Genomic DNA, 18122 nt, shown 5'->3' with positions numbered 1-18122 from the left:
GGGGTGGTCCCGCCCGGGATGACCGGGTAGGCGTTGGCGACGAGCGTCTTGAACTGCGCCTCGAACCACTGCCCGGCCAGCGGCGCACCCGGCGTGGCGCCGGTGAGCTGGTTGCTCAGCTTGGGCGACACGAAGGTCGGGTCGCACATGCGGTCGAACCGCTTGCCCTGGTCGTTCTCGATCTCGGTGGACGCACCGTCGGACTCACCCGGGGGCTTGATCCAGACGAACGCGTCGAGGTGCGAGGCCGTGTAGCCCGAGGGCGTCGCCTGCGGGAGCTCGCCGATGCCCGCACCGAGCGGGTTGCACCACGCGCCGCGGTGGACGCGCTTGTCCACCTTGGACTCGTTGACGTAGGTGTTGTGGTTCGTGCTGGTCGACACGGCGGTCGGACGGTTCGGGCCGCCCCAGCCGTTGCGCGACGTGTCGATGAGCATGCCGATCGACGACGGGAAGCCGGCCGCGACGAGCAGGCGGTGCATGTGCGCCGTGAAGTCGGCCTCGTCGAAGTCGAAGTTCCACTCGTAGAACGAGCTCGAACGGATCGGGGTGCCACCCACGGAGATCGAGGAGTCCGGCAGGAACGGCTCGTTGAGCGGAGTCGTGTTCGCCACGTCACTGACGAAACCGTCGATCGACGCGAAGCCGGCGGTCGTGGTCTTGGCCACCTCGGCGAACAGCGTGGCCGACGGACCGGCGTTGCTGTCCCAGCCCAGCCAGCCCGAGTGGCCGATGTCGATGTAGTTGTAGACGTTCGGGATGGCGTGCAGCTTGTCGAGCGCGTACTTCACGCCGGCCCTGTAGTACGGCGCGGCCTGCTGGCAGGCGGCCTCGGAGATGTTCGTGACCAGGTTCGGCAGCGAGTCGGGCTCGATGGTCGCCACGATCCGGATGTCCTGGTACTTCGGGTCGGCCAGGAGCGCCGCGATCGGGTCGATGTACTCCTTCTTGTACCGCTCCAGACCGGCGTCCGTGGCGGGGAGCTCGCCGTTGGATGCCAGGGCGAAGCAGTCACGACCGGGCAGGTCGTAGATGACCAGGTTGAACACGAGGGGGCCTGAGCCCTTCTGGGCGACGGCGTTGTCCAGGTGGAACTTCAGGCCGTTGCCGTCCGCGTTGCCCGTGATCGCGCTGATGCGGTCCATCCAGACGGCGGTCGGCTGCTTGGCCACCGTCCGCATCTTCGCGGCCAGCGTGGCGTCGCCGGCACGTGTGGCAGCGCTCTCAACCGCTGCCGCGTACGTGGGGTTCACGTACTGCGTCGCGCCAGCGTAGGGGTTGTCGACGTGCGCCTCGGCCGCGCTCGCGCTCGTCGTGATGCACAGGGGGGCTGCGAGCAGCGCCATCGCTGCTGCTGCGGTCGTGACAGCGCGCACGCGCTGCCTCACCGCTCTCTTGCCGTGTGTGGACACGTAGTCCTCCGGGTGTCGTTCGGCGTGCCCGGTCGGCCGTCCCGTCCGGGCGCATGTCGGCCGGGAAAGTCCACGGCGACTGGACGTAGATCACCATGCGGACTTTCCGGGCGGCACGGGGCAAATCGTTTAGGTTCTGCCCGTTACCAAAATGTGACACGAATGAGAACGTTCTCATCTTGATCGGGGACCGGTGCTCCCGCGCACCGCGAGGCCTCCGATCTGGAGCTCCCGGCGCGCCCTCACCTCACCGTCGAGCACCGCGAGGACCGCCTCGCCGGTGGCCGTCCCGAGCTCGCGCTGGGCCGAGGGGAGCGTCGTGATCGAGGGCGTGGCGAGCCGGCACAGCGCCGAGTCGGACCCCGCGACGATGGACAGGTCCCAGGGCACGGCGAGGCCGGTCCGGCGTGCGACATCGAGTGCCGCGACCGCCATCTGGTCCGAGTCGTACACGATCGCGGTCGGCGCGCGACCACCCGTCAACAGGCGCCGCGTGGCCACGGCGGCCTCCTCGGCGGTCCCCCCGGTGGCCTCGTGGATCAGCACACCGCTCGCCGCGTCGAGCACGCCCGTGAGCGCCGCGAACCGCTCCCGGGTACGCACGAGCTCCTTCGGTCCGCTCACCAGGGCCACGTGCCGGTGCCCCAGCTCGAGCAGGTAGCGGCCGACGCGGACGAACGCCTCGGCGTCGTCCAGCGTCACCGAGGCGAGGTCCACATCGCTCTGACCTGCACTGACGATCACCGCCGGGGCGCGCAGGCGGCGCAGCGCGTCGATCCGCGGGTCCTCAGCGAGCACGTCCGTCACGACCATCACGTCGAACCGGCGCTCCGCCCACCACTCGCCGTACAGGGTGACGGCTGCCTCCGGGCCGTCGACGAGCTGGAGGACCAGAGCGAGGTTGCGGGTCGCCAGGACCTCCTGCAGCGAGATGACGAACTCGAGCACGCCCGTGGCCTGCGCCACGGGCCCGGCGGCCCCGCGGTCGAACACGAGGCCGATCGCTCGCGGTCCCGTGCGCATCGACCTCGCGGCCGCGCTGGGGCGCCAGCCGAACTCGTCCGCGACGCGCAGGACGCGTTCGCGGGTTGCTGCGGAGACGCCCGGCCGACCGTTGAGCGCGTAGGACACGACGGCGATCGAGACCCCCGCGGCACGGGCCACGTCGGTGATCGTCGGACGTCGCGCCGGCGCCGGTGCCGGGGCATGGGAAGGGGCGGGGGAGGACGGCCCGGACGACGGCGTCGAAGGCGACGCGGAAGAGCCGGGTACTCCGGAGTCATATGCAGGTGTGACCACGATCACCTAGTGTGTCGCCCGATGCGGGTGAAATGCATCATCTCGGCTCCGACGACGTGGGCGAGGGATGTGGGGTCATGGGAACAGTGCGGCGTGGACCGGTCTCACCGACGGCGAGGCGGACGATCGGCGTCCTCTCGCCGGTGGTCGGCGGTTTCTACTTTGGGGCCCTGATCGCCGGGGTGGCACGAGCGGCCCGGGCGGCAGGTCATCGCGTGGTCGCGGTGCAGACGTACCCGGCAGGGCTCGACAGGGAGCGGTACCCCGACGAGTCGATCCTCGACGCGCCCGTGGCGCTCGGTGCCGTCGACGGGCTCGTGGTCGTCGGCAAGGCGCTGCGCAGCGACCGGCTCGCCTCCGTGCAGCAGTGGGGACTGCCCCTCGTGCTCGTGAGCGAGGAGCCGCAGTCCGGTGACGACGCCGTCGTCCTGCCCGACAACCTCGGCGGGGTGCGCGCGGCCGTCGAGCACCTGCTCGGGCACGGGCACACCACGATCGGCTTCGTCGGCTGCCTGACGCAGCGGGACATGCGCGAGCGTTTCGCGGCCTACCGCGCGACGCTCGCCGACCACGGCATCGAGCCCCCGGACACCTGGATCTACGAGTCGTCGGACAACCACGAGCAGGGCGGCGCGGACGCCGCAGCCCGGATGCTGGCGGCGGGTTCCCCGACCACCGCCGTGATCGCGGCGACCGACCGGAACGCGATCGGCTTCCAGCGTGCACTGCGCGCGGCCGGTCTGGTGCTCCCGCGGGACCAGGCCGTGATCGGGTTCGACCACGCCGACTCCGGGGCGCGCGTGACCCCCCGGCTGTCCACCGTCGACGCGCACTACGACCGCGTCGGGGAGACCGCGGTGTCCCTGCTGCTGTCCCGGATGCGCGGCGAGGACGTCCCCGGCGGCGAGTACCGGGCACCGTCCACCCTCGTCCTGCGCGAGTCGTGCGGGTGCACCGAGTCCGCCCGGTCGGCACCGGCGGCCGGCGCCGGTTCGGGCAGCCGCAGCGGGTACCAGGTCCTGCGTGCCCTCGCGGGCACGGCCTTCGTGGGTCCGTCCGGCGTGGGCGGGGCGCGCCGCACGGGCGTGGCCCCCCGCGAGACCTGGTGGCACGCCGTCGTGGAGCCGATCGAGACGGCAGCGGAGCGCGGGACCGTCCCCAGCACCGCCACGCTCGCGAGGCTCGCCGACGTGACGTCCGCGATGCAGCCGCACCCCGAGGCGCTGGAACAGCTGGTCATCTGCCTGCGCGGCGTGGAGGCAGACGTCGTGGAAGCGCTCTCGCGCCCCGAGCACGAGACCGCCGTCCGGCGTGCCGTCACCGAGGTGCTCCTGGCGCTCACCAAGGGATGCACCCGCGCCATGCTCGCCCGCAGCGGTCAGCTGGAGCGCACGATCGTCGACCAGTACGAGGTCGACATGGACCTCCTGCGCGGGGACGGCGCCAGCCCTCGAGCTCTGGGCTGGCTGCCGCGGGGCGTCCGTGGCCACGCGTGCCTCGGGCTGTGGCTCGGGGCGGACCGCGGTCCCGGCGACCGCGAGATGGAGATCGTCGGCGTGCACGACACGTCCGGCACCCTGTCGCGGCTCGTCGGCGTGCGGACGACGGCCAGCCAGTTCCCGCCGGCGGCCCTCACGCGCGCCGGCACCGTCGGGTCGAACGAGCTGACCTTCGTCGTCCCCGTGACCTTCGGGGGCAGCGACTGGGGTCTGCTCGCCATCGACGGCACCGTCGAGACGCGGGCCACCAGCGCCCGGGACCGGTTCAACCACTGGGCCGCCCTGCTCGCGGTCGCGCTCGACCAGGAGCGGCTGCTCGCCAACCTGCGCGAGCAGCGCCGTGCGCTGGAGCAGGCGGCCGCCCGCGAGCGTTCGCTGGCGGACACCGTGCGGGCGAGCGAGGAACGGTACGCCCTGGCGTCCATGGCGGCGCACGACGGGACGTGGGACTGGGACGTCTCCGCCGGCACGGTCTACTACTCGCCGCGCTGGAAGCAGACGCTCGGCTACGACGACGACGTCATCGGCGACTCGCCGGGGGAGTGGCTCGAGCGCGTGCACCCGGCCGACCGCGACGAGCTGTCGGCGTCGATCGCCTCCCAGCTGGCGGGTGCGGGCTCGCCCCTCGAGCTCGAGCACCGGGTACGGACGTCCTCCGGTGACTACCGGTGGATGCTCTGCCGCGCCGTCACCGTGCTCGACGACGCGGGCTGCCCGGCCCGCCTGGTGGGTGCGCTCGTCGACGTGACGGAGCGCAAGGAGCAGGAGATCGCCCTGCAGCGCGACGCGTTGCGGGACCCGGAGACGGGCTTGGTCAACCGGCTGCTGTTCCTCGACCGCCTCGGGGCCGCCGTGCTCCGGACCCGGCGTTCCCCCGGCTACGACTGCGCTCTCGCGCTCGTCCGCGTCCTCGACGGCGCGGCGATACCGACGCAGGGCCGGCTCGAGTCGGACGGGGACGCGCGCCTCGACCTGCACCGGGAGCTCGTCCGCCGGCTGCGCCGTCCGCTGCGCGAGGGGGACACTCCCGCGCGCATCGCGGAGGACGACTTCGTGGTGCTGCTGGACGACGTCGGCCCCGGAGGAGTGCCTGCCCGCCTCTCGCTGCTGCTCGACCAGCTGCGCCAGGAGCTCGGCTCCCGGCTCGCCATCGGGGTCCTCGGCAGCATCCGCGGGTTCCGGGACGTGGGCGAGGTCCTGCGCGAGGCCGACATCACGTTGCTGCGCGGAGCGTCCCGGCAGGGGCGGTCCGGCTCCGTCCTGAGGTAGCACGACGCCCCTGCCTCCCGGTGACGGGAGACAGGGGCGTCGTCGTGAGCGATCAGCTGCGGCCGCGGGACGGGCCGTGCGTGGGGCGCGAGGCCCCGTGCCCCGGACGGGGGCCGGAGTCCAGACGGATGCGCAGCGGGCGACCGGCGACCCGGGTGCGCGCGAGACGGTCGATCACGTCGGCGGACAGCCCGGCCGGGATGTCGACGAGCGCGAAGCTGCCGAAGATGTCGATCTTGCCGACGTCCTTGCCCGTGAGGCCGCCCTCACCGGTGAGCGCGCCGACGAGCGCGCCCGGCTGGAGGCCGTCCCGGTGCCCGACGGCGACGCGCCACCGCGGCGCACCCCCGGCCACGTGCGTGTCCGAACGACGCCGCTCGCCGCGCTCGGGCCGGTCGCTGCGGTCGTTGCTGCCGCCGGTGAGGTGCGCCCGGGACAGCGCGTCGTCGAGGTCGTCGCCGTGCTGGACAGCCACGGGACCCTCGTCGCCGACGGCCAGCGCCGTCACGACCGCGAGCAGCTCGACGGGGTCGACGTCCGGGTTCTGCGCGAGGTGCACCGCGATCGCCTCCCGGTACAGGTCCAGGCGGTCGAGCTCGGCACGGGCGCCCGTGCGGGCCAGCAGGGTCTGCACGCGGTGCGCGGAGACCTCGGCGGGCGACGGGATGTCGACCTGCAGGAGCGACTGCCGCGTCGTGCGCTCGATCTGGCGCAGGCGGGACTGCTCGGACGGCGTGACGAACGACAGCGCCTCACCCTCGCGCCCGGCACGGCCCGTGCGGCCGATCCGGTGCACGTACGTCTCGGGCTCGCGCGGCACGTCGAAGTTGACGACGAGACCGATGCGGTCGACGTCCAGACCACGTGCGGCGACGTCCGTCGCGACGAGGACGTCGAGCGCTCCTGTGCGCAGCCGGTCGACGATCTTCTCGCGCTCGGTCTGGGCGACGTCGCCGGAGATGTACGCGGCGGAGATGCCGCGCTCGATCAGCGCGCTGCCGACCTCCTCGGCCGCGCCACGGGTCCGGACGAACACGATCGCGGCGTCGGCGGGCGACACGGCCAGGACGCGGGCGAGCGCCCCCGTCTTGTGCCGGTGCGGGACGACGGCGTACGTCTGCCGCACGCTCGTGACGGTCGACGCCTGGCGCGAGACGGTGATCTCGACCGGGCGGTTGAGGTGCTGCTCGGCGACGCGGCGGATCTGCGGCGGCATCGTGGCGGAGAACAGGGCGACCTGGCGCTCGCGCGGGGCCGCGGACAGGACCTTGTCGACGTCCTCGGCGAAGCCCATGCGGAGCATCTCGTCGGCCTCGTCCAGCACGAGGAAGCGGACGTTGTCCATCTTCAGCGTGCGGCGGTCGAGGTGGTCGAGGACGCGCCCGGGGGTGCCGACGACGACCTGAGCGCCGCGGGCCAGGGCGCGCTGCTGCGGGAGGAACGGCGAGCCGCCGTACACCGCGAGGACGTTCAGCCCGGGCAGGTGCGTCGCGAACGACTGGATGGCGTCCGCCACCTGCATGGCGAGCTCGCGCGTCGGCGTCAGGACGACAGCCTGCACGGCCGGCAGGTCGTAGTCGATCGCGGCCAGGAGCGGCAGGCCGAACGCGGCGGTCTTGCCGGTGCCGGTCTGGGCGACGCCGACGATGTCGCGGCCGTTCAGGAGCGCCGGGACGGCCTGGGCCTGGATGGCGGAGGGGACGGTGAAGCCGAGGTCGGAGATCGCGGCCTCGAGGGCCGGCGGCAGACCGAGGTCGGCGAACGTGGCGTCGGCAGGAGTGTCAGCGGGCGCGTTCGTGGACAGGGCAGAGCTCATGAGATGGGGAACCGATCATCGCGGGGCGGAGCCCTGAACCGTGCACCAGGTCGGCGAACAGCGGGTCGCAGCCCCGGACCACCCAGCGGCAACCGCTCACGCGATGCCTAGACCACACGACGCGAGGCGGGCCCCGACCGGCTCAGCGGTGGTGGCGACGCCTCGAAGGGGGACGCGACGAACTCCAGATTCACCGAGGAGTCTACCGGTCGGACTGCCGTCGTCGGCAGGGTGCGACAGGTGACGTCGCGCACAACGTCACAGGTCGCGCCGCGGACCCTCGATCGCGGGGCACGCGTCCATCACGACGTCGAGCCCGGCCGCACGGGCCCGCTCGGCGGCTGCCTCGTCGACCACCCCGAGCTGGAGCCACACCGCGCCGGCTCCCACCGCGATCGCCTGGTCGACGACGTCGCCGCACAGCGCGCTGTTGACGAAGACGTCCACCACGTCCACCGGACCGTCCACGTCCGCCAGCGACCGCACGCCGGGGGCACCGTGCACCGTCGGTGCCTGCGGGTGCACCGGGACGATCTCGTGCCCGAGCGACTGGACGTACGCCGCGACGCCGTACGCGGCACGGGAGGTGTTGGTCGACAGGCCGACGACCGCCCACCGTCCCGGCGTCGTGAGCAGACGGGTGATGACGTCGGGATCGTTGCGATGCATCATCTCCGAACTGTCGCACCACCCGCGCGGTGCCGCAGCCACACGAGCGCGCCGTCGTCGGACCCGGCTCCGTGGCCGCATAGGATCGACGCCGCCAGGACGAGACGGTGACGGGGGAGGCAGTGGCGAGCAACGACGTCGTCTCCACGCGCGTGCTGACCGTCCCCAACGTCATCAGCCTCGTGCGGCTGCTGCTGGTCCCGGTGTTCGCGCTGCTGATCGTGCGCGGCCACGACGGCTGGGCCGTCGCCGTGCTCGCAGTCTCCGGCGCCAGTGACTGGCTGGACGGGGTCCTCGCGCGCCGGCTCGGACAGGTCTCCCGGCTCGGCCAGCTGCTCGACCCGGCAGCCGACCGCCTCTTCATCGTCGTGACCCTCGTCGCGCTCGCCTGGAGCGGCGTCGTGCCCTGGTGGCTGCTCGGCGTCCTCGTCCTGCGTGACGTGGTCCTCGCCGTGATGCTCGTCGTGCTCGCCAGGGCAGGGTTCGCCCCGCTCCAGGTGCACCTCGCGGGCAAGGCCGGCACGTTCGCGCTGCTCTACGCGTTCCCGCTGCTCCTGCTCGCGCAGTGGAGCTCGTGGGTCGGCGCCGTCGCCGGTGTCGTGGGATGGGCCTGCGCGTTGTGGGGCGTCGCGCTCTACTGGTTCTCCGCCGTCGTCTACCTGACCCAGGCGCGGCACCTCCTGCGCGAGTCGGCGGACACCGCATGACGCCGCGGCACGGGTCCGGGGAGACCCCGCGCATCCCGGACGCCTCGATGACCCTCCTCACCGAGGTCTACCGCCGGCCGCTCGACCCCGGCTACGCGGACGCAGCAGCCCGTCGCGCCGCCGGCTCGGAGCCCCGCCGGACGCGACGCTCGACCGTCGGCCTCGTGGCGCTCGCGATCGGGCTGGGCCTCGGCGCGACGGCGGCCACGCTCGCGCTGCGGCAGCCCACCAGCTCCGCCCAGGAGGCACGGCAGCTGCTGCAGACCCAGATCGAGCAGCGCAGCGCCGACGCCGACGCGATCCAGGACGACATCACGGCGATGACGGACGAGATCGCCACCCTGCAGGAGGAGCTCCTGGGCGACGAGGGTCAGTCCGTCCGGGACCAGATCGAGGCCGACGCGGTCCAGGCCGGCGTCATGCCCGTCACCGGGCGCGGCCTGCGGCTCGTGCTGACCGACTCGCCCTCCGACGACCCTGACGAGCTGGACATGTCCCTGCGGGTGCAGGACGTCGACCTGCAGGTGGTCGTGAACGGGCTCTGGGCGGCGGGGGCCGAGGCCATCGCGGTGAACGGGCAGCGGCTCACCGCGATGACCGCGATCCGGAGCGCAGGCGACGCCGTGCTGGTCGACCTCGTCGCGCTCAGCAGCCCCTACACCGTGGAGGCCGTCGGCGACGCCGTCGAGATGCAGACGGAGCTGGCGCGCGCGAGCGCCGGACAGCACCTGGCGACGCTGCGGACGAACTGGGGCATCGGCGTCCAGATGTCGTCGCAGAGCGAGCTCCAGCTGCCCGGCACCGGTCTGGTCACCCTGTACTCCGCGCAGGTGCCGACTCCCGCTCCCGTTCCCGCACCCGAGCCCGGGGCGGGCGAGGGTGCGCCGGACGAGGCCGGTGTGGCAGGGTCTGCTGGTCCGACAGGGAGGGACGACACGTGATCGCAGTCATCGGCCTGGTCATCGGGGTCGTCGGAGGTCTGCTCCTGCAGCCCACCGTTCCCCTGGAGCTCCAGCCCTATCTGCCCATCGCGGTCGTGGCGGCCCTCGACGCCCTGTTCGGCGGGCTGCGCGCCATGCTCGACGGGATCTTCGACGACCGGGTCTTCCTCATCTCGTTCCTGTCCAACGTCGTGGTCGCCGCACTGATCGTGTTCCTCGGCGACCAGCTCGGCGTCGGCACGCAGCTGTCGACCGCCGTCGTCGTCGTGCTCGGCATCCGGATCTTCTCCAACGCCGCGTCGATCCGCCGTCACCTGTTCAAGGCGTGACGGTGCAGCCACAGGACGGTCGCGACGGGCAGGACGCGGTCCTGCCCGAGGACGAGCCGAACTCCTTGCCGCCGGTCGTTCCCGACGAGCCGAACTCCCTGCCGCCCGTGGTGCCGCAGCAGCCGGAGGACGACGAGCCGAACTCGCTGCCGCCGGTCGTGCCCGACGAGCCGCAGGACGACGAGCTGCCCACGGTCGTCCCCGACGAGCCGCAGGACGACGCGCCGCAGGACGACGAGCCGAACTCCCTGCCGCCCGTCGTGCCCGAGGCGCCCGAGCCTGGGGTGCCCGGCTCGTCGGCACCGGACGGGCCCGACGACGGTGACTCCCCGCCGTGGGCACCCGACGACGTCGAGGCCCGCCCGCAGGACGTCCGGGTGTTCGTCGCACCCGAGGACTCGCGGGACGAGCCGGACGCCGCGGAGGGGGCGGAGGTCGTGGCGCCCGCGCCTGTCGAGCCGCCGAGCGGATGGGCCGTCCTGGGTCGCGCGCTGGCGCCGCGGGCGACCCGGGCGCAGCTCGTGACGGCCGTCCTGTGCGCGGTCCTCGGGTTCGCGCTGGTGGCGCAGGTGCGGCAGTCGGGTGAGACGGACCTCGCCGGGATGCGGCAGGGCGACCTCGTCCGGATCCTCGACGAGACGACGAACCGGGGGGACGCGCTGGCGCGGGAGGCCGCCGACCTGGCACGCGAGCGTGACGACCTCCTGTCCGGGTCTGACCGTCGCCAGGCGGCGCTGGACGCGCTGCGACGCAGCGCCGAGACCCAGGGGATCCTCGCCGGCCGGCTGCCGGCCGAGGGCCCGGGGGTGATCGTCACCCTCACGGAGTCCGACCGGCCCATCAAGCCGTTCACGATGCTCAACATGCTCGAGGAGATGCGCAACGCCGGGGCCGAGGCGATCCAGCTCAACGACCAGCGCATCACGGCGAGCAGCGCGTTCACCGGCACCGCCGGCGCGGTGGTGCTCGACGGCGTCGAGCTGAGCGCGCCGTACCGGTGGATCGCGATCGGTGACCCGGACAACATCGCGCCGGCGCTGCAGATCCCCGGTGGCGCGATGGCACAGGTGCGCAACAACGGCGGCAAGGGGACCGTGGACCGGCTCGACCTCGTCGAGGTCGACGCGGTGCGTGCCGTGCCGGACCCGGTGTACGCGACCCCGGTCCCGCCGCAGGGCGATTAGTCCTGATCTGCGCGGCCGACCAGCACGATCGTGCCCGGCACGAGCGTGGGACGTGCTGCGCCGACCCGCTCGGTCCGCATAGGGTGTGCCTGACCCCGAGGAACGCCGGTGGTCGACGTGAAGAACGGGCCCGGGAGGTGGCATGAGCGGCGAGGACCCGCAGGTCGGGCGGCAAGCCCACGGACCCGACACGACGATGAGCTTCGGAGCGATCGAGCCGGTCGAGATCGAGGCGTCCGCGCCCGTCGGCCTGACGCCGGACGAGGTCGCGGCGGTGCACGCGCTGCCGCCGACGTCCGCCCTCCTGGTCATGCAGCGGGGCCCCAGCGCCGGGGCGCGGTTCCTGCTCGACGCCGAGCGCACGGTCGCGGGCCGGTCGACGGCTGCCGACATCTTCCTCGACGACGTGACGGTGTCGCGCAAGCACGCGGAGTTCGTCCGCGAGGGGACGACGTTCGCCGTCCGGGACATCGGCTCGCTGAACGGCACCTACGTCAACCGGTCCCGGATCGACCAGTCCGTGCTGCGGTCCGGCGACGAGGTGCAGATCGGCAAGTACCGCATGACGTTCCACCCCAGCCCGCACCGCGACGCGGCCGGCGCGTGACCGGCCGGTCCCGGACGGTGGGCCCGAAGGGAGCGGCTTCGTGACGAGCGCACGCGCGCAGCGCGTCGAGGCCACGGAGGTCGCGCCCGACCGCGAGCACGAGCCCTGGCCTCGCGGCATCTCCCGCCAGGCGTCGATGCGGATCTCCGACGTGCTGGCGTCGTTGCAGATCGAGTTCCCTGCCGTCACCACGTCCAAGCTCCGCTTCCTCGAGGAGCAGGGGCTCGTCGAGCCGGTGCGGACCGCGGCCGGCTACCGGCAGTACTCGCCGGCCGACATCGAGCGCCTGCGGTTCGTGCTGCGCCAGCAGCGGGACCGGTACATGCCGCTGAAGGTCATCGGTGACCGCCTCGCTGCTCTCGACGCGGGCGAGGACGACGAGCCCGCCCCGCGAGCACGTCTCGCGACGCGGGACGGGGTCCGCGAGGTCGCCGGGACGCGGTGGACGATCGACGTGCTCGCGCGCGAGTCCGGGGTCGAGGTGGGCTTCGTCGAGGAGCTCGTCACCGCCGGCGTGCTGCGGGTGCACCGCTCCGGGTCGTTCGACCTGTGGGCGAGGGAGATCGTGGTCGCGGCCGCAGCGCTGGCCGAGCACGGCATCGACGCGCGTCACCTGCGGCAGTTCCGCACGGCCGCGGACCGGCAGGCGGACCTGGTCGAGCAGGTCGTCACCCCGTGGCGTGGTCAGCGCAGCGCGTCGTCGCGTGCGCGGGCGAGCACGCTGGCGGCCGAGGTGGGCGAGCTGTGCACGCAGATGCACACCGCTCTCGTGCGCGCCGCTGTGGCCGACCTGACCCCCTGAGGGATCCGGGCACACTTCGCAGGCCTGTGGGGGGAGCCGGATCGGCGTCCGCGTCGTAGCGTGGGACGCATGGGAGAGGACGCCGAGCTGGTTCCGGTCGAGATCGTCGGCGTGCGCCAGCACCTGGCCGACGAGGAGATCGTCGTGCTGCTCCTCGACCCGGACTCCGAGCTCCTCGTCCCCATCCTCATCGGGCCGGCGGAGGCGAGCGCCATCGCCTCTGCGCAGGCGGGGATCGTGCCCCCGCGGCCGATGACGCACGACCTCCTGCGCGACGTGCTGATCGCCACGGGCTCCGGCCTGACGCGGGTCGAGATCACCCGGCTCGAGGACGGCGTGTTCCACGCCGAGCTGGTCCTGCGCACCGGCCCCCGCGTGGACTCGCGCGCCTCGGACGCGATCGCGATGGCGCTGCGGTTCGGGTGCCCGGTCCTGTGCTCCGCCGAGGTCGTCGCGGTGGCCGGCGTGGAGGTGCGCACGACCACGTCGGAGCAGGACCTCGAGCGGTTCCGGCGGTTCCTGGACGTCGTCACCCCGGAGGACTTCACGACCGGGGTGGAGCCGGACGACCAGGGCGGCGGGGAGGGCCGCTGAGGCCGTGCCCGACGGTTGCTCGTGAGCACCGAACGGGTGAACCTTCGCCCTCAGGTCGAAGGTGAGACTCGCCCGACGCGACACGCCCGTGGGGCGTCATGGCGTCTGCACCCCCACGGGCCTAGTCTGACAAGCAGCCGGGGGAGATGTCCGCCGACCGGCGTGCGACGAGTGGAGGATCCGTGACCAGCAACGAGAGCGCCGAGAGCGTCAGCGGGGCAGTGCCGCAGCGCGCTCAGGGCATGCTGTTCGACGACGACCTCCCTGACCTCGACACCGCGACGGGCTACCGCGGCCCCACCGCGTGCCGGGCTGCCGGGATCACCTACCGCCAGCTCGACTACTGGGCCCGCACCGGCCTCGTCGAGCCGTCGATCCGCCCGGCCACCGGCTCGGGCACGCAGCGGCTGTACAGCTTCCGCGACATCCTCGTGCTCAAGGTGGTCAAGCGGCTGCTCGACACGGGTGTCTCCCTGCAGCAGATCCGCACGGCGGTGAGCCACCTGCGTGAGCGCGGGGTCGACGACCTCGCCCAGATCACGCTGATGTCCGACGGCGCGAGCGTCTACGAGTGCACGTCCGCGGACGAGGTCATCGACCTGGTCCAGGGCGGCCAGGGTGTCTTCGGCATCGCGGTCGGCCGGGTCTGGCGGGAGGTCGAGGGCACCCTCGCCGCGCTGCCGACCGAGCGAGCGGACGAGGAGGACGAGCTCGTCATCCAGCCGTCGGCCCACGACGAGCTCGCGCTGCGTCGGCAGGCGCGCACCGCCGGCTGATCCCACGCACGTCGAGAGCGGCTGCCCGTCCGGGTGGCCGCTCTCTCGTTCGTCAGTGCCGGGGCGCCCGCAGCGCCCGGTCGAGCAGCGCGTCGAACGTCCGGGCCAGCTCGGCGGCCGCGGCACCCGGCCACGCGTGCACCGGCTGGGCAGCGCCCTGAGCCTGCTGGAGTGCTGCGCGTTCCGGCACCGGGGGAGTGAGGACCAGGGGCCCGTACAGCGTCTGCAGCTCCTCAAGGCGGAACGCCTGCTCGATCGAGCGGGAGCGGACGCGGTTGACGACGATGCCGAGCGGCTGGAGCGCGGGTGCCGGACCGCGGCGGAGCTCGTCGATGGTCCGCATCGCCCGACCGACCGCCATGACGGCGAACAGTCCCGGCTCGGTGACGACGAGCGCGCGGTCGCAGGCTGCCAGTCCCGTCCGCGTGAGCCCGCCGAGGGACGGCGGGCAGTCGACGATGACGAGGTCGTACCCGTGCACCCACGACAGCGCGTAGCGCAGGCGGTCGACGTCGGTGCCGTCCATGCGGTCGTGCACGGCGGACCGTTCCGACCCGGCGAGCACGTCGAGGCCGTCGTCGGCCCAGGAGGACAGCACGGTCGCCGCGGTCATCGTCGACTCGCCCGGCTCGTCGAGGACCGATGCGACGTCGCCGGTCTGCGGCCGTGCGCCGAGCGCCATCGTGCTGTCGCCCTGGGGGTCCATGTCGATGACCAGCGTGCGCAGCCCGCGCTCGAGGGCCGCCGACGCGAGACCGAGGGTGATCGACGTCTTGCCCACGCCACCCTTGAGACTGCACACCCCGAGCACCAGCACGTGCGCAACCGTAGCCGGGCGACGCGTCGGGAGCGAAACGCCGCGCGCGTTCGCGCTGGTCAGGACAGACTGCTCGGATGAGCATCCGTCTGACGCGCTGGGGACACGCCTGCATCCGACTCGACCGCGGCCCCGACCGCCTGGTGATCGACCCGGGGGTCTTTTCCGATCTCCCGAGTGCGCTCGACGGGGTCGAGGCGGTCCTCGTCACGCACGAGCACCCGGACCACGTCGCCACGGAGCCGCTCGTGGAGGCCGTCCAGGGCGGCGTGGACGTCTGGGCGCCGCAGTCTGTCGTCGACGTGCTCGTCGAGGCGGGGGCACCCGAGGACCGCGTCCACCCGGTCCGTGCGGGCGAGACGTTCTCCGCCGGCGGGTTCGACGTGGCGGCGCTGGGGGAGTGGCACGCCGTGGTCCATCAGGACGTGCCGCGCATCCACAACGTGGGCTACCTCGTCGAGGGCGTGCTCCACCCGGGTGACGCCTACGTCGACCCGGCGGGTGCCACGGTGGACGTGCTGTGCGCACCGCTCGGAGCGCCGTGGCTGAAGCTCGGTGAGGTCGTCGACTACGTGCGCAGCATCGGACCGGGCCGCGTCGTGGTGGTCCACGACGCCCTGCTCAGTGCGATCGGTCAGGGCATGGCGATCGGTCTGCTCGGCCGCCTGGGTGGCGCGGGGGAGCCGATCTCGCTCGACCCGGGCGACGGCATCGATGTCTGAGTCTCCGCTGTCGCAGCACGTCCCCCGCCCGTACGGTGGTCGCGACGGAGGGAGACCGTTGTGACGGAGTCCGTGGGCCACGAGGTGCCCGAGCTGGAGTACGACGAGACCGTGCCGCCCCGGCCGGAGGAGGAGATCGCCGACGCCGCACGCGCCGTCCCGGATCCCGCCGGCCACGGTGGTGCACCGGCGGACGAACCGACGGCGCGCGACGACGCCTGAGCGTCCATCCCTCCGGCGTGAGGCATCCTGTGACTGTGCTTGTCCAACAGGTGGTGGAGAACGACTGGCGACTCGTCCAGGATGTCCGGCTGCGCGCCCTGCGCGAGGACCCGGACGTGTTCGGTGCGTCGCTGAGCAGGGAAGAACGGTTCACCGAGTCGCACTGGCGGATGCGCATCCGGACGACGACGACATGGGTCGCCGTCGACGTCGACGGTGCGGGCCGCGGGATCGTCACGATGATGCAGGAGCCGGGCTCGCCCGTGGACGACCGGCACATCGTCGCGCTGTGGGTCGCGCCCGAGTCGAGACGACAGGGCGTCGGGTGGGCCTTGCTCGACGCCGTGCGTCAGGCGGCCGTCGCGCAGGACGCACGGACCGTGTCGCTCTGGCTGCTCGACGGCAACCATGCCGCCGGGGACCTGTTCGTCCGGGCCGGCTTCACGCGCACCGGTGAGCGTCAGGTCGTCCCACGGGACACGTCGCAGACCGAGGAACGGTACGTCGTGACGCTTCGTGACGCGGCGTCGGCCTGAATTGTCATAATCTGCGGCCGTGGTGGCTGGGCGGGCTCCGCGGAGCAGGCTCACGACCTGGCGCGAGGTGTCGCCGACACGTCCGTGCGTCAGGGTCTGGCGGCGACGCCGGCACGATCGTCGTGTTGGACGACCGGACGACCGGACGACCGGACGACCGGACGCCGGACGAGCCGGGTCGCCCGGCGGCCGGTTGGTCGTGGACCCCGGACGCTCGCATCGATGGACCTGTGCGAGGGCACGGCCGTCGCGAGACTCCACGCCGTCGGTCGCCGTGGCGACACGGGCGCCGGAGCACAGCGTCCACGTCCTGACCCCCTTCTGAGCGTGGACATGGTGCTGTTACGCACATAGGCGGCACTATGCGAGAAACATCTGAACCCCTCGTCCCACCGCCGAACGCGCCCCCATGCGCGCAAGCTGCGGCGCGGCACCGTTGCTCCGGCTCGACGCCGACCTACCGTGCACTGCATGGGTGTGCCGCTGAGCGAGGTCGTCGACCAGTTCCTCATCGACCGCGCGACGCTCACGCGCCGTGGCCTCACGGAGAGCTCACGGGAGAACTACCGCCGGGACATCGTCGTGTGGGCCACGGTCATCGCGCGTCAGACCGGACGCCTCGGCGACAAGCCGGCACCGGATGACCCCGCTCCGCTCACCGTGGTCCTCGTCGACGACCTGACCGAGACGCAGATCAAGAACGCGTACCGCGTCATCCGGCTCCAGGAGGCCGTGAGCACCACGCAGCGCCGGGTCGGCACCCTGCGGCTGCTGTGCCACTGGCTCCAGCTGGAGGGGCACCTCGGCGTCGACCCGACGCTGCGCATCGAGGCGCCCGAGCGTCCCGTCCGTCTGCCTGCCGGCTGGAACGACGACGAGCTCGAGCGGCTCGCCGACGCGGTGTGGGAGGAGCGCGCGCCGCACGCACGCCGCTGGCCCGCCCTGGAGCGCGCCACCTTCGCCCTCCTGTCGACCACCGGGGTCCGCGCCGCCGAGCTGTGCGCGGTCTCCGAGCAGTCCCTGCGACGCGACTCCGGTGGCGAGGTCGTGATGTCGGTCATCGGGAAGGGCAACCGGCAGCGCATCGTGCCCGTGCCGCCGGAGGCGATCACCTTCGTCGAGGAGTACCTGCGGGAGCGCACCGCGCGGTTCGGGACGTTCCCCGCCGCGTCTCCCCTGCTGCGCCGGGCCGACGGCGTCCCGCTCACCCGCGGCGCCCTGCGGCACCTCGTCGACGGGTGGATCGCCCGCTCCGGGGTCCCCAAGCAGGAGGGCGAGTCGGCGCACGGCTTCCGGCACACCTACGCCAAGGGGCTGATCCGTTCCGGCGTGCCGGCCCCCGCCGTGCAGGCGCTGCTCGGCCACGAGGACCTCAAGACGACCGGCATCTACGTGAAGGCGACGGCAGCCGACGTCCGCGACGCCGCCCTGCTCTCCCCCGCCCGTCAGGTGCTGCGGGACCGCACCCCGTAGGCGCTAGCCGACCGCCTTCTTGACCAGCTCTGCGATGCGCTTCTCGTCGGCCGGGGTCAGGGAGACCAGGGCGAACGCGGTCGGCCACATCGAGCCGTCGTCGAGCCGGGCTTCCTCGTTGAAGCCGAGAGTGGCGTACCGCGTCTTGAACTTCGAGGCGGCCTGGAAGAAGACGACGACCTTGCCGTCCTTGGCGTAGGCCGGCTGGCCGTACCAGGTCTTCGGTGCGAGCTCGGGGGCCGTCTCCGTCACGATGGCGTGGATGCGTTCTGCCATCGCGCGGTCGTCCTCGTCCATCTCCGCGATCTTCTCGAGCAGGTCCTGCTCGCCGTTGGCCGCCTTCGATCCGCGCCGCGTCTCCTTGGCGCGCTCCTTCATCGCGTCGCGCTCTTCCTCGGTGAACGCTCCGGCCTTCTTGCTCTCCGCCATGGTCAGGTCTCCTCTCGTG

Annotated in this window: 19 protein-coding genes; 13 read left to right on the top strand and 6 right to left on the bottom strand. The window is 72.8% G+C overall.

The window, feature by feature from the left end; translation table 11 throughout:
• Both CTE05_RS03895 and CTE05_RS03890 read right to left on the bottom strand, forming a co-directional pair.
• A partial coding sequence (locus CTE05_RS03895) for a glycoside hydrolase family 6 protein (protein ID WP_246123243.1) occupies window positions 1-1376 on the bottom strand: 1376 nt, incomplete at its 3' end.
• Between the two features lie 210 nt (window positions 1377-1586).
• Window positions 1587-2576 carry a LacI family DNA-binding transcriptional regulator gene (locus tag CTE05_RS03890; RefSeq protein WP_246123242.1) on the bottom strand — a complete coding sequence of 330 codons (990 nt, stop codon included), beginning with the start codon at window positions 2574-2576 and terminating at the stop codon, window positions 1587-1589.
• Between the two features lie 167 nt (window positions 2577-2743).
• Here CTE05_RS03890 and CTE05_RS03885 point away from each other — a divergent pair, with 167 nt between their 5' ends.
• A complete protein-coding gene (locus tag CTE05_RS03885; RefSeq protein WP_307724277.1) occupies window positions 2744-5479 on the top strand; it encodes a substrate-binding domain-containing protein in 2736 nt (911 codons plus the stop codon).
• Window positions 5480-5531: 52 nt separating this feature from the next.
• On the opposite strand, the gene CTE05_RS03880 is transcribed toward CTE05_RS03885, so the two are convergent.
• Window positions 5532-7295, bottom strand: a complete 1764-nt coding sequence (locus CTE05_RS03880; RefSeq protein ID WP_146844773.1) for a DEAD/DEAH box helicase — start codon at window positions 7293-7295, stop codon at window positions 5532-5534.
• A gap of 258 nt (window positions 7296-7553) precedes the next feature.
• Window positions 7554-7967 (bottom strand): CoA-binding protein, encoded by a 414-nt coding sequence (locus tag CTE05_RS03875; RefSeq protein WP_146844772.1) that lies wholly within the window; start codon window positions 7965-7967, stop codon window positions 7554-7556.
• A gap of 104 nt (window positions 7968-8071) precedes the next feature.
• Here CTE05_RS03875 and clsA point away from each other — a divergent pair, with 104 nt between their 5' ends.
• The 8 genes from clsA (at window position 8072) to CTE05_RS03835 (ending at window position 13904) form a co-directional block, all read left to right on the top strand.
• Window positions 8072-8671, top strand: a complete 600-nt coding sequence (clsA, locus tag CTE05_RS03870; RefSeq protein WP_246123241.1) for a cardiolipin synthase ClsA — start codon at window positions 8072-8074, stop codon at window positions 8669-8671.
• Window positions 8668-9612 carry a DUF881 domain-containing protein gene (locus CTE05_RS03865; protein WP_146844771.1) on the top strand — a complete coding sequence of 315 codons (945 nt, stop codon included), beginning with the start codon at window positions 8668-8670 and terminating at the stop codon, window positions 9610-9612. Before clsA ends, CTE05_RS03865 begins: the two co-directional genes overlap by 4 nt.
• A complete protein-coding gene (locus tag CTE05_RS03860) occupies window positions 9609-9941 on the top strand; it encodes a small basic family protein (protein WP_056027523.1) in 333 nt (110 codons plus the stop codon). Before CTE05_RS03865 ends, CTE05_RS03860 begins: the two co-directional genes overlap by 4 nt.
• Window positions 9938-11125, top strand: a complete 1188-nt coding sequence (locus CTE05_RS03855; protein WP_146844770.1) for a DUF881 domain-containing protein — start codon at window positions 9938-9940, stop codon at window positions 11123-11125. The genes CTE05_RS03860 and CTE05_RS03855 overlap by 4 nt, the downstream gene beginning before the upstream one ends.
• A 142-nt stretch (window positions 11126-11267) precedes the next feature.
• Window positions 11268-11732, top strand: coding sequence for an FHA domain-containing protein (locus CTE05_RS03850; protein WP_146844769.1), 465 nt, complete (start codon window positions 11268-11270; stop codon window positions 11730-11732).
• A 40-nt stretch (window positions 11733-11772) separates the two neighbouring features.
• Window positions 11773-12534 carry a transcriptional regulator FtsR gene (ftsR, locus tag CTE05_RS03845; protein WP_246123240.1) on the top strand — a complete coding sequence of 254 codons (762 nt, stop codon included), beginning with the start codon at window positions 11773-11775 and terminating at the stop codon, window positions 12532-12534.
• Window positions 12535-12603: 69 nt separating this feature from the next.
• Window positions 12604-13128, top strand: coding sequence for a bifunctional nuclease family protein (locus CTE05_RS03840; protein ID WP_146844768.1), 525 nt, complete (start codon window positions 12604-12606; stop codon window positions 13126-13128).
• Between the two features lie 182 nt (window positions 13129-13310).
• A complete protein-coding gene (locus CTE05_RS03835) occupies window positions 13311-13904 on the top strand; it encodes a MerR family transcriptional regulator (protein WP_055914562.1) in 594 nt (197 codons plus the stop codon).
• A 52-nt stretch (window positions 13905-13956) separates the two neighbouring features.
• On the opposite strand, the gene CTE05_RS03830 is transcribed toward CTE05_RS03835, so the two are convergent.
• The gene (locus tag CTE05_RS03830; protein ID WP_146844766.1) at window positions 13957-14721 is read right to left on the bottom strand and encodes a ParA family protein; all 765 of its coding nucleotides are present in this window, start codon (window positions 14719-14721) and stop codon (window positions 13957-13959) included.
• Window positions 14722-14798: 77 nt separating this feature from the next.
• Between CTE05_RS03830 and CTE05_RS03825 the strand changes: the two genes are divergently transcribed.
• The 4 genes from CTE05_RS03825 (at window position 14799) to CTE05_RS03810 (ending at window position 17674) form a co-directional block, all read left to right on the top strand.
• On the top strand, window positions 14799-15443 hold the full coding sequence (locus tag CTE05_RS03825) for an MBL fold metallo-hydrolase (protein ID WP_222595400.1): 645 nt from the start codon (window positions 14799-14801) through the stop codon (window positions 15441-15443).
• A 60-nt stretch (window positions 15444-15503) separates the two neighbouring features.
• On the top strand, window positions 15504-15665 hold the full coding sequence (locus CTE05_RS03820) for a hypothetical protein (protein WP_186814723.1): 162 nt from the start codon (window positions 15504-15506) through the stop codon (window positions 15663-15665).
• 35 nt (window positions 15666-15700) lie between these two features.
• Window positions 15701-16201 (top strand): GNAT family N-acetyltransferase, encoded by a 501-nt coding sequence (locus CTE05_RS03815; RefSeq protein WP_146844765.1) that lies wholly within the window; start codon window positions 15701-15703, stop codon window positions 16199-16201.
• Window positions 16202-16672: 471 nt separating this feature from the next.
• A complete protein-coding gene (locus tag CTE05_RS03810) occupies window positions 16673-17674 on the top strand; it encodes a tyrosine-type recombinase/integrase (protein ID WP_146844764.1) in 1002 nt (333 codons plus the stop codon).
• A gap of 3 nt (window positions 17675-17677) precedes the next feature.
• Here CTE05_RS03810 and CTE05_RS03805 read toward each other — a convergent pair whose 3' ends face one another.
• The gene (locus CTE05_RS03805) at window positions 17678-18103 is read right to left on the bottom strand and encodes an iron chaperone (protein ID WP_146844763.1); all 426 of its coding nucleotides are present in this window, start codon (window positions 18101-18103) and stop codon (window positions 17678-17680) included.
• Window positions 18104-18122: the final 19 nt, after the last annotated feature.

It is taken from the genome of Cellulomonas terrae, from assembly GCF_007990265.1.
GTDB classification, from domain to species: domain Bacteria; phylum Actinomycetota; class Actinomycetes; order Actinomycetales; family Cellulomonadaceae; genus Cellulomonas; species Cellulomonas terrae.
The sequence above is the reverse complement of the archived record's forward strand: the minus strand, read 5'-3'. Positions and strand labels throughout refer to the sequence as shown.

Bases quoted from the DNA above. Each gene is read 5' to 3' on its own strand.
- CTE05_RS03810 (WP_146844764.1), top strand. From the start codon at position 16,673: ATGGGTGTGCCGCTGAGCGAGGTCGTCGACCAGTTCCTCATCGACCGC.
- CTE05_RS03850 (WP_146844769.1), top strand. From the start codon at position 11,268: ATGAGCGGCGAGGACCCGCAGGTCGGGCGGCAAGCCCACGGACCCGAC.
- CTE05_RS03865 (WP_146844771.1), top strand. From the start codon at position 8,668: ATGACGCCGCGGCACGGGTCCGGGGAGACCCCGCGCATCCCGGACGCC.
- CTE05_RS03840 (WP_146844768.1), top strand. From the start codon at position 12,604: ATGGGAGAGGACGCCGAGCTGGTTCCGGTCGAGATCGTCGGCGTGCGC.
- CTE05_RS03880 (WP_146844773.1), bottom strand. From the start codon at position 7,295: ATGAGCTCTGCCCTGTCCACGAACGCGCCCGCTGACACTCCTGCCGAC.
- CTE05_RS03805 (WP_146844763.1), bottom strand. From the start codon at position 18,103: ATGGCGGAGAGCAAGAAGGCCGGAGCGTTCACCGAGGAAGAGCGCGAC.
- CTE05_RS03885 (WP_307724277.1), top strand. From the start codon at position 2,744: ATGCATCATCTCGGCTCCGACGACGTGGGCGAGGGATGTGGGGTCATG.
- CTE05_RS03875 (WP_146844772.1), bottom strand. From the start codon at position 7,967: ATGATGCATCGCAACGATCCCGACGTCATCACCCGTCTGCTCACGACG.
- CTE05_RS03825 (WP_222595400.1), top strand. From the start codon at position 14,799: ATGAGCATCCGTCTGACGCGCTGGGGACACGCCTGCATCCGACTCGAC.